The following is a 9,476-nucleotide window of genomic DNA, read 5'->3' on the forward strand; positions in this document are numbered from 1 at the left end:
GAGGGGAGGGGACGGGCATGCGGCGGCGGGCCCACCCGGCCCGCGCCCCGGCCCCGCGGTAGCGTCGGCGCCGTCCACTTACCGGCCGTCATGAAGTGCTCCTTGGAGGCTCGTTGGGTGGAAGGACGCGGAACCGGGCGACCGACCGGCCCGGTCGCAGCACCGTCAGCCCGATGCGGCAGGATGGCCATCCGTTCCGGTTGCGTACACGCGTGCGCCCGAACGAGCCCCCACGCACGACGAACTGACAGGTGGCAAGGTGACGACACACCCCATACGACGGCCGGCAGCATCCGTCGCCGCTCCTCCGGCCCGACAGGCCACGGAGGTCGTCCGTTGAACCGGGACCTCGTCCTGCACGACTGGCTCGCGGCCGGGATCGCGCTCGCCGCCGGCGCCCTGGCCGCCCTCCTGCTGCGGGCCGTCCTGAAGCGGCTGGCCAAGCACGCCGAGCGGACGCGGTGGGCGGGTGACGACATCATCGTCGACGCCCTGCGGCCGGTCGCCCCGGGCGCGGCCCTCCTCGCCGGCGCCGCGGTGGCCGGCTCGATGCTGCCGCTCACCAGCAGGATCTCCGGACTGCTCAACCAGTCCCTGACCGCGCTGCTGGTCCTGATCGCCACGCTCAGCGCGGCACGGGTCATCGCGGGCCTCGTCCAGTCCGTGGCGCAGTCGCGGACCGGCGTGGCCGGTTCGGCCTCGATCTTCGTGAACATCACCCGGATCGTGGTGCTCACGATGGGCTTCCTCGTCGCCCTCCAGACGATGGGCGTGTCCATCGCACCGCTGCTCACCGCGCTCGGCGTGGGCGGCCTCGCGGTGGCCCTGGCGCTCCAGGACACCCTCGCGAACCTCTTCGCGGGCGTGCACATCCTCGCCTCGAAGACGGTGCAGCCCGGCGAGTACATCCGCCTCAGCAGCGGGGAGGAGGGGTACGTCGTCGACATCAACTGGCGCAACACGGTGGTCCGCAACCTGTCGAAGAACCTCGTGATCATCCCGAACGCGCGGCTCGCGAAGACGAACATGACCAACTTCACGCAGCCCGAGGAGCAGTTGACCATCCTGGTGCAGGTGGGCGTGGGGTACGAGAGCGACCTGGAACACGTGGAGCGGGTGACGCTGGAGGTGGTCGACGGGGTGATGACGGAGATCAACGGCGCCGTCCCCGACCACGAGGGCCTCGTCCGCTTCCACACCTTCGCGGATTCCAGGATCAACTTCACGGTGATCCTCGGCGTCGGCGAGTTCAGCGACCAGTACCGGATCAAGCACGAGTTCATCAAGCGGCTGCACCAGCGCTTCCGGGAAGAGGGGATCTCGATCCCCGCGCCCACGCACACGGTCGCCATCCAGAGGGACCCGAAGGCGTCCGCGGTCGGCGCGGCCGTCCCCCACCAGCGCGCTGCCTCGCCGTCCGTGCTGACGAAGGACACCGGCCGGTAGTTCCCGCCGCTCGGGGGCCAGGCCCCTGGGGTGACGGGTCGTCCGGTGGTGCGGACGGGTGGTGCAGTACCGCCGGACGGCCCTCCCGCTGCGCCCGCGCGCAAGCGGCCTCCGTAGGATGGGCGCATGACCTCTGCCGCGCAGCCGACGAGCCGCCGCCCCGCCGGGCGCGGCTTCGTGCTGCTGGTACTGGTGGTGTTGGCCGGCGTGCTCGGGATGCACGCCCTGCCGCCCGGCCCGGCCGCCGTCCGGCCGGCCGGTGCCGCCCCGGCGGCGCACACCGGGCACGTGACGGCCGCCGGCCATGCGGCCTCGATGTCGGTCTCGGTGTCGGCAGCCGACCGGGCCGGGGTCTGCTCGCACACCGACGGCGGCGCCGGGCATCCGGGCCACGCCGACGCGATCTGCGCGGCGGCCGGCATCAGCTCCGCGTACGCGCCTCCGGCGCTGACCCCCGCCGTGGTGGGCGCGCTTCCCACACCGGTGCACCCCGGTGCCGTGGGGGCCTCGGCGGTGGCCGACAGGGCGCCGCCGGACCTGGCCGAGCTGCAGCTCCTGCGGATCTAGAGCGGCCCGTACGGCCCGCCCCCCACCGCCCTGCCCGACACCGACGGGCAGGGGCGCCGCGGTGCCGTACCCGCCGGTACCCCTCTCTGCATCCGATCTTCCGCGCACGCCCCGTACCCCTACGCAAGCCGTACCGGGCTGCGCCGCACCAAGGAGTCGCACCACCATGAACAGCAAGCGTTCCCTCGTCCGCCGTAGCGCCGCCGCCGTCGTCGCCTCCGCGGCGGCCGCCTTCGTCCTCGCGGCCTGCGGCAGCAACGGCGGCGACGGCAGCAGCCACCCCGCCGGACACGGCGCGCACGAAGGCGCCACCGCGTCGGCCGCCCCGTCCGCACAGGCCTCCGCACCCGCCGCGAAGGGGCAGCACAACGCCGCGGACGTCGCCTTCGCCACGGGGATGATCCCCCACCACCGCCAGGCGGTCGAGATGGCCGACCTGGCCTCCACCCGCGCCGAGAACGCCGAGGTGAAGAAGCTCGCCGCGGAGATCAAGAAGGCGCAGGACCCGGAGATCAAGACCCTGTCCGGGTGGCTGACCTCGTGGGGTGAGCAGGTGCCCGCCGAGGGCGCCATGGACCACTCCGCGCACGGCACGGCCGGGATGATGAGCGCCCAGGAGATGGACCGGCTGGAGAACGCCTCGGGCAAGGCGTTCGACACGGCCTTCATGGAACTGATGATCAAGCACCACGAGGGTGCCGTCGCGATGGCCAAGACGGAGCAGACGGCGGGCTCGTTCCCGGCGGCCCGGACCATGGCCGAGGCGATCATCACCTCGCAGTCCGCCGAGATCGCGCAGATGAACAAGCTCCTCGGCCGGAGCTGACCTGCCGGACGCCCCGGCCCGGGTGGGCGCCCCTGCGGCGCCCGCCCGGGCCGGCCCCCTGCCGTGAGCTCAGGTCGTCCGGACGGCCCCGTCGGGGGCGTCGGCGACGGCGAGGAATTCCGAGATCCGGTGTTCCGCGTCGGCGGGCAGCGCGGTGGGCATCGCGAAGTGCGTGACACCGGGAAGGGTCTCGATCCGGGCGTGCGGTACGGCCCTGCGGGCGCGGGCGGCGACGTGCGTCGCACGGTGGGCGCCGCTGCGTCCGGCGAGCAGCACCAGCAGCGGAGTCCGCAGCCGTGCGGCGTCCGGGCGGCGTCCGGTGACCGGCCGCCGGCCCGCGAAGGCCTCGGCCCCCAGGGCGAAGAGCCGTTTCCACTCCGGGTCCGTGTCGGTGCCCGCGGTCTCCCGGTCCAGGAAGGACAGCGCGCGGGCCCCGGTCGGCCGCAGCAGCACGGGCAGCGATCGCAGCAGGAACGTCGGGCGGAATCCGGCGAAGCACTGCGTGGGGTCGAGTAGGACCAGCCGGTCGACCCTGCCCGGGCTGTGCAGTGCGTACGTCAGGGCGATCCAGGCCCCGTACGAATGCCCCAGCAGGTGGGCGCGGTCGATGCGCAGGCCGTCGACGAGCGCGTCCAGCCAGTCCATCAGGTCGGCGGTGGTGCGCAGCGGCCGCCCCTCGGTGGTGCTCCGGCCGGCGTCGCGGGGTACGTCGACGGCCAGGACCCGGTGGTCGCCGCCGAGTGCCCGGGCGGTGCGGAACCAGACGGCGCCGGTGGCGCCGCCGCCGTGCAGCAGGAGCAGTGGCGGGGCCTGGGCGGGCCCGTGGGCGTGGACGCGGGTGGTGCCGTACGGAGTGGGGACGTCCAGCTCTTCCGTGCCGGCTGGCCAGCGGGCGAGCAGGGCGTCGTAGGCGGCGAAGAACGCGGCTGACGAGGGCATGGCGGCTCAACCTCCGGGGCGGCCCGATTGATGAATCTCTCGCTGAGCGAGATACTAGCCGAGTGAGGAATGACCTGACTCCGGAAATGCGGCTCGTCCATCTCCTGCGTGCGGTGACCGTCGAGTTGCACCTGCGCGGGGCCGACTTCGCGGCCAGCAACGGCCTCCACCCCACCGATCTGCGGGCCCTGATCTTCCTGCTCGACACCGGCCGGGCGGGCACGAAGGCCACGCCGGGGCGGCTCGGCGAGGCGCTGGGGCTGAACTCGGCGGGCGTGACGGCGCTCCTCGACCGGCTTGAGCGGCTGGGGCTGGTGCAGCGCCGGCGCGACGAGGAGGACCGGCGGCGGGTCCTGCTGTCGGTGGAGGAGAAGGCCGTCGAGCTGGGTCGGTCGTTCTTCGGCCCGCTGATCTCCCGGCTGGTCGCCGCGGCCGGGGACTTCACCCCGGCCGAACTGGACACCGTGCACCGCTATCTGACCGCGGCCCTGCAGGCCACGGCAGCGGAACCGCCCGCCGCGGACGGAGGGGCCAGCTGATCAGCCGCGGGCCGGCCGTCCAGCGGGGCGGGCGGAACCCGTGGTGGGCGCATGGAGGGCGTCGGCGAGGTACCCGTCCAGGTCCGGGACGGGGGCGGCGAGCACGTGCCGGACCCAGGCGTCGCGTTCGTGCGCGATCGGCGGCAGCTCCCACACGCAGCCGATCAGCGAGCGGTCCAATCGTACGAAGTGGGCCGGATCGCGGTCGGGGCAGCCGAGGACCGGCTGCCCGGCCGCTCCGCCCGCGAAGTGGAGGGCGTTGTCCCAGACCCAGCTGTAGACGTTCAGGTAGGCACCGTCGTCCCCTCCCCGGTGGAGGACGAGGAAGCCGCCCGGAGGCGTCCCGTCGGGTTCGGGCAGCGTGCGCAGGAGCTGCGGCAGGAACCGGTGGGCGGCGTCCTCCACTTCCGGTTCGATGCCTGCCGGATCGGCGGTGACGTGGTAGCGCTTGATCCGGCGACCTGCCACTTCGATCGGGGGCCGGACGGTGAGGTTCTTCTCCGCGAATGCCATGCCTGGACGGTAGGAGCACTCCACTGACATCGTGTGTCAGTGAAGTCGAGCCGTCTCGTGACGATCCTGCTGTTGCTCCAGACCCGGGGACGGATGACCGCCACCGAGCTGGCGCAGGAGCTGGAGGTGTCGGTGCGGACGGTGTACCGGGACGTGGAAGCGCTGGCCGCGGCCGGTGTGCCGCTGTACGGCGATGCGGGACACCGCGGCGGCTACCGGCTGCTCGACGGCTACCGGACCCGGCTCACCGGGTTGAGCAGCGGGGAGGCGGAGGCGCTGTTCCTGTCGGGGATCCCCGGTCCGGCCGCCGAACTCGGCCTCGGGCGGGCCCTGTCGGCGGCCCAGCTCAAGCTGCGGGCGGCGCTCCCGCCCGAACTGCGGGCCCAGGCCGACCGGATGCGGTCCCGCTTCCACCTCGACGCGCCCGGCTGGTACGCGCGCAACACGGCGGTGCCCTTCCTGCCGCGCGTCGCGGACGCGGTGTGGCGGGGGCGCGTGCTGGAGGTCCGCTACCGCCGCTGGCAGGAACCGACCGACGTGGAGCGCCGGTTGCGGCCGTACGGGCTGGTCCTGAAGGCGGGCCGCTGGTACGTGGTGGCCGCGCCCGCGCCGCCGCCCGTGCTCCCGCCGGCGGCGGAGTCCGGTCCCGACCGGCCCCCGCGTACGTACCGGGTGGACCAGATCCTCTCCCTCACCCTCGCCGACGAGGAGTGCGCTCCCCCTCCCGGCTTCGACCTGGCCGCGCACTGGGAGCGGGCCCAGGCGGACTTCCGGGCCCGGCTGTACCGGGGGCAGGCCGAGGTACGGCTCTCCGCGCGCGGAGTGACCCGCCTCGACGCCGACGGCGCCGCGGCCGTGGCTGCCGGTGGCTCCCCCGATCCGGAACGGGAGGGGTGGACCCGGGCCGTGCTGCCCGTCGAGTCGCCGGAGCACGCCGTGGCGGCGTACCTCGCCCTGGGTACCGACATCGAGGTGCTGGGCCCGCCAGAGCTCCGCGTGCTGATGGCGGAGACCGCTGCGGCGGTCGCGGAGCAGTACGCGAACCGATCCGAGGGCGAGCCGCGGGGGCGGCGCTGACCCGTCCGAAGACGGGGCGGAATCGGGTGGCGCGTGCTGACTCCGTCATCGCCGGGCGGTCGTGGACGAACACGCTCAGGTCCGGTGGTCCCGCCGCCGTCCCCGCCGAGGCGTTCGGTGCGGCGACTACGGCGATGCGTGCGCGCACCCGGCGGGCGGGCAGTGGGTGGGCTGGTGGACGGCCGGGCCGGCGGGCGTCGCCGCACGCGCGGGGTCAGGCCCGGGACGTACCGGTGACCCGCTCCAGATCCGTCATCAGCGAGTCCAGCCAGAACACCGTCGCGTAGTACAGCCATGGGGCGCCGTCCGGCTCGGCCTCGAAGTCGTCGAACGCCGGATCACGCAGCGGCACCGGCGCCCACGGAGTGTCGCTCCCCCGGTCGAGTGACCCCGAGACCAGCAGCATCCGCCCCGCCACCCGGTCCCCCAGCCGAGTCACCGACGCGGCCGCCTCATGCCCCAGCGACGGCAGGGCGACGGACCCGGGCCGCAGCGGCTCCGGTGGCTCCAGGAGGCGGTCCGCTCCCCACTGGGTGTGGTGCCCCGCCATGAGGGTGGCTTGCCAGTCGGGCTCCGGCAGCTCCGGAAGCGCCAGCGGTTCCGGTGGCGCCGGTAGGTCCGGTGGCTCCGGTGGCTCCGGTGGGTCCTGCGCGTTCCCGCTGTGCCCGGCCGCCCCGTGCACACCGTCCGGCCCGACCGCGCTGGCGGCCCCGGCTGCCCCGGCCACTCCTGCCGTCGCATGCGCCCTCTCCGCCCCGGTGGTCCTGTCCGCCCCGGTGGCCCCGGTGGCGGTGTGCCGTTCTGGTGGGGTGGCCGGCTCGCTCTGGAACTGCGCGTACGCGGACTCCGCCAGGTACAGGGCGTGCCGGAGGGAGCGGCGCCCCGGCACGGCGGGCATCGCCTCCCGCACTCCGCCCGCCGCGATCGACGCGGTCGTCGCGACCACCACCTCCGCCGCACCCCGCAGGAGCACCGCCCCGGAGCGCTGGAGCTCCTCATGGGCTCCGCGGGGCCACGCCAGCAGCCCGAACACCGCTCCGATGGCGCTGCCGATCAGCACGTCGAGCAGCCGGAGCTCCGCCAGTTGCCAGCTCGCGGGCGCCAGCTGCGCGAAGACCAGCGCCACGGTCAAGGTGAACAGCGCCTGCGCCCAGCCCACCCCCTTGACCGGTCCGAGCGTGAAGGTCAGGAGCATCACCGGCAGCAGGGCGGCCGCGTACACGGTGGTGTGGGTGTCCACCAGGGCCAGCAGGCAACCGGTGACGAGAGCTCCGATCAGGGTGCCGGTCAGGGCGGCCCGGATCGTCGTACCGGTCTCGCGTACGGTCGTCCGGGTCAACGTGAGCGTGGCGAGCGTGGCCCAGAAGCCGTGCGGGAGGGTGTCGAGTCCGGCGACGGCACGGGCCGCCGCGAGGGCGAGGCTGATCCGCACCGCGTTCTGGAAGAACACCGACCGGCTTCCCGTGTACCCCCACAACCGGATCCACCACAGCTGCGGGGCCCGCATCCGGGCGTACCAGAACCGCATCGTCGGGACCCCGGCCGCGGCCGCCCTCCCCCGCAGGGCCAGGTCGGCTGCCGTGGCCACCGCGAGCGCGGCGTCCGCCACCTCCAGGACGGCGGCGTGCCGCCGCAGCCGTGCGGGCGGCCCGGACGGCTCCTCGCGTGCCGCGACCAGCGCCGCGCGGGCCCGGAGCAGGCCGGCGCGGGCGTCGACCGAGCCCGTCACGGGCGGCACGCCCCGCAGCCGGGCCGCGGCCTGCGCCGCCGTGCGCCGTACCGCGCCCAGGACCTCGGATCCGGTCCGGTCCCCGTCGGCGGCCGGTCCGGCGGGGAGCCGCGCGAGCCGGCTCAGCAGAGTACGGGTGGCCATGCCGGTGTGGGCGAGGGCGCGGTCCCGGACGCTCGGCCCGGCCGGACGGTCGGCCTCCGGCACCGTCATGGGCCGCAGCCGGGCGGTGGCCCCGCGCGCGGTGTCCAGGTCCTCGTCGGCCAGCTGGTACGGGGGCGCTGCAAGTCGGGCCGCGCAGTGTTCCACGGTGTCCAGGGCGCGGGCGGCGAGTTCCCGGTACGGGACGGTCGGCGGCTCGGGGAAGAGGAACGTCTCGGCAGCCACGAGCAGCAGGATGCCGGCGGTGGCGCCGATGAGCCGCTGGCCGAGGGTGTCGGGGGCGTACGGCGGGAACGACGGCAGGATGTACAGCAGCTGCAGGCCGGGCGCCGCTCCGGCCGGGCGCGGCCCGCCAACGGCGATGAAGGCCAGGGCGAAGCCGATGACCAGCATGCCGGCGACCGCGCTCCAGGTCCGTACGGCCAGGAACGTGCCCGCGGCGATCAGCAGCCAGGAGACGGGCAGCAGGCGCACGATCACCGAGGCGCGCTGCTGCCCCGTGCCGGGGATCCGGGAGAGCCCGGCCAGGGCCACCGCGGCGAACAGGGCGTACGTGGCGGCGATGGTGTCCCCGAAGCCGTACAGGAACAGGTAGAACGCGGCTCCGGCGGCCAGGGTGACCCGCGCGGCCCGGCGGGCGGCGACGGCGGAGCCGGGTGCGTTCCGCAGTGCGGTGAGGGAGGCACCGACACGGCCCATGGCACCAGCATCACGTACCGCCGCGCCGACGGCACCCGCGGCCGGTGCCGGCGGGCTGGGGCTGGGGCTGGGCGCGCGGTTCCCCGCGCTCCCGGCCCCGAGCCCGGCCGCCGTCACGGCAGGGCCGCCGTCCGGGCGCGCGAAGTGGGTGGGTGATCATGGGCTTGACCCTCACACCGTGTCAGGCGGTCAACTCGGAGACATCATGTTCACCATCGGAGACTTCGCCCGGCACGGCCGCGTGTCGGTCCGGATGCTGCGCCACTACGACGCCATCGGACTGCTGCGCCCGGCCCATGTCGACCCTGCCACCGGCTACCGCCACTACACCGCCGTACAGCTGGCCCGCCTCAACCGGGTCATCGCCCTGAAGGACCTCGGTTTCACCCTGCAACAGGTGCAGGACATCGTGGACGAGCGGATCGGCGTCGAGGACCTGCGCGGCATGCTGCGGCTCCGGCAGGCCGAGCTGGAGGCGGCCGTCACAGCCGCGGCGGCCCGGCTGGTCCAGGTCGAGGCGAGGCTCCGCTCGATCGAGAGCGAGGGGCACATGCCCACCGACGACGTCGTCATCAAGGTCGTCCCGGCCGTACGCGTGGCCGAGCTGACCGCCACCGCGGCGAGCTTCGCCCCGGAGGACATCTCCCCGGTCATCGGCCCGCTGTACGAGGAACTGTTCCGCCGCCTGGAGGAAGCGGGCATCAGTCCGTCCGGCCCGGGCGTCGCCTCCTACGAGGACGCCCCGCAGGGCGGCGGGGCGATCGTCGTCCACGCCGCCGTCCACGTGTCGGCCCCGCTCCGCGCCGCGGAAGGGCACGGGGTCCTGCGGGTGCTCGACCTGCCGCCGATCGGGCGGGCCGCGACGATCGTGCACCGGGGCTCCATGGACACGGTCCTGCCGACGGCGCAGACGCTCGCCCGCTGGATCGACGGCAACGGGTACCGGTCCGGCGGCTACCCGCGCGAGGTCACCCTGGAG

General features: G+C 74.5%; 9 protein-coding genes. 6 read left to right on the top strand and 3 right to left on the bottom strand.

Annotated elements, in window-relative coordinates; genetic code table 11:
- The first annotated feature begins 336 nt into the window (after window positions 1-336).
- From ACFV7Q_RS37040 to ACFV7Q_RS37050, 3 genes are all read left to right on the top strand, one after another.
- Entirely contained in the window at window positions 337-1,446 is a 1,110-nt protein-coding gene (locus tag ACFV7Q_RS37040; RefSeq protein ID WP_385435342.1) for a mechanosensitive ion channel family protein, read from the top strand.
- Window positions 1,447-1,572: 126 nt separating this feature from the next.
- Complete coding sequence (locus ACFV7Q_RS37045) at window positions 1,573-2,013, top strand: DUF6153 family protein (protein WP_385435343.1); 441 nt, start codon at window positions 1,573-1,575, stop codon at window positions 2,011-2,013.
- Window positions 2,014-2,179: 166 nt separating this feature from the next.
- Entirely contained in the window at window positions 2,180-2,839 is a 660-nt protein-coding gene (locus tag ACFV7Q_RS37050; protein WP_385435344.1) for a DUF305 domain-containing protein, read from the top strand.
- A gap of 69 nt (window positions 2,840-2,908) precedes the next feature.
- Here the strand turns inward: ACFV7Q_RS37050 and ACFV7Q_RS37055 are convergent, their stop codons facing one another.
- Window positions 2,909-3,778, bottom strand: coding sequence for an alpha/beta fold hydrolase (locus ACFV7Q_RS37055; protein ID WP_385435345.1), 870 nt, complete (start codon window positions 3,776-3,778; stop codon window positions 2,909-2,911).
- A gap of 86 nt (window positions 3,779-3,864) precedes the next feature.
- On the opposite strand from ACFV7Q_RS37055, the gene ACFV7Q_RS37060 reads away from it, so the two are divergent.
- The gene (locus ACFV7Q_RS37060; protein WP_385435351.1) at window positions 3,865-4,317 is read left to right on the top strand and encodes a MarR family winged helix-turn-helix transcriptional regulator; all 453 of its coding nucleotides are present in this window, start codon (window positions 3,865-3,867) and stop codon (window positions 4,315-4,317) included.
- Here the strand turns inward: ACFV7Q_RS37060 and ACFV7Q_RS37065 are convergent, their stop codons facing one another.
- Window positions 4,318-4,830, bottom strand: coding sequence for a hypothetical protein (locus tag ACFV7Q_RS37065; protein ID WP_385435346.1), 513 nt, complete (start codon window positions 4,828-4,830; stop codon window positions 4,318-4,320).
- Between the two features lie 39 nt (window positions 4,831-4,869).
- On the opposite strand from ACFV7Q_RS37065, the gene ACFV7Q_RS37070 reads away from it, so the two are divergent.
- Window positions 4,870-5,907, top strand: a complete 1,038-nt coding sequence (locus ACFV7Q_RS37070; RefSeq protein ID WP_385435347.1) for a helix-turn-helix transcriptional regulator — start codon at window positions 4,870-4,872, stop codon at window positions 5,905-5,907.
- Between the two features lie 214 nt (window positions 5,908-6,121).
- On the opposite strand, the gene ACFV7Q_RS37075 is transcribed toward ACFV7Q_RS37070, so the two are convergent.
- Window positions 6,122-8,497, bottom strand: coding sequence for an FUSC family protein (locus tag ACFV7Q_RS37075; RefSeq protein WP_385435348.1), 2,376 nt, complete (start codon window positions 8,495-8,497; stop codon window positions 6,122-6,124).
- A 205-nt stretch (window positions 8,498-8,702) separates the two neighbouring features.
- Here ACFV7Q_RS37075 and ACFV7Q_RS37080 point away from each other — a divergent pair.
- Window positions 8,703-9,476 (top strand): MerR family transcriptional regulator (locus tag ACFV7Q_RS37080; RefSeq protein WP_385435349.1); only part of this gene is annotated, 774 nt, incomplete at its 3' end.

The sequence above is a fragment of the Streptomyces sp. NPDC059851 genome, from assembly GCF_042732005.1.
GTDB lineage: Bacteria > Actinomycetota > Actinomycetes > Streptomycetales > Streptomycetaceae > Streptomyces.

Bases quoted from the DNA above. Each gene is read 5' to 3' on its own strand.
- ACFV7Q_RS37045 (WP_385435343.1), top strand. From the start codon at position 1,573: ATGACCTCTGCCGCGCAGCCGACGAGCCGCCGCCCCGCCGGGCGCGGC.
- ACFV7Q_RS37050 (WP_385435344.1), top strand. From the start codon at position 2,180: ATGAACAGCAAGCGTTCCCTCGTCCGCCGTAGCGCCGCCGCCGTCGTC.
- ACFV7Q_RS37055 (WP_385435345.1), bottom strand. From the start codon at position 3,778: ATGCCCTCGTCAGCCGCGTTCTTCGCCGCCTACGACGCCCTGCTCGCC.
- ACFV7Q_RS37060 (WP_385435351.1), top strand. From the start codon at position 3,865: ATGCGGCTCGTCCATCTCCTGCGTGCGGTGACCGTCGAGTTGCACCTG.
- ACFV7Q_RS37065 (WP_385435346.1), bottom strand. From the start codon at position 4,830: ATGGCATTCGCGGAGAAGAACCTCACCGTCCGGCCCCCGATCGAAGTG.
- ACFV7Q_RS37075 (WP_385435348.1), bottom strand. From the start codon at position 8,497: ATGGGCCGTGTCGGTGCCTCCCTCACCGCACTGCGGAACGCACCCGGC.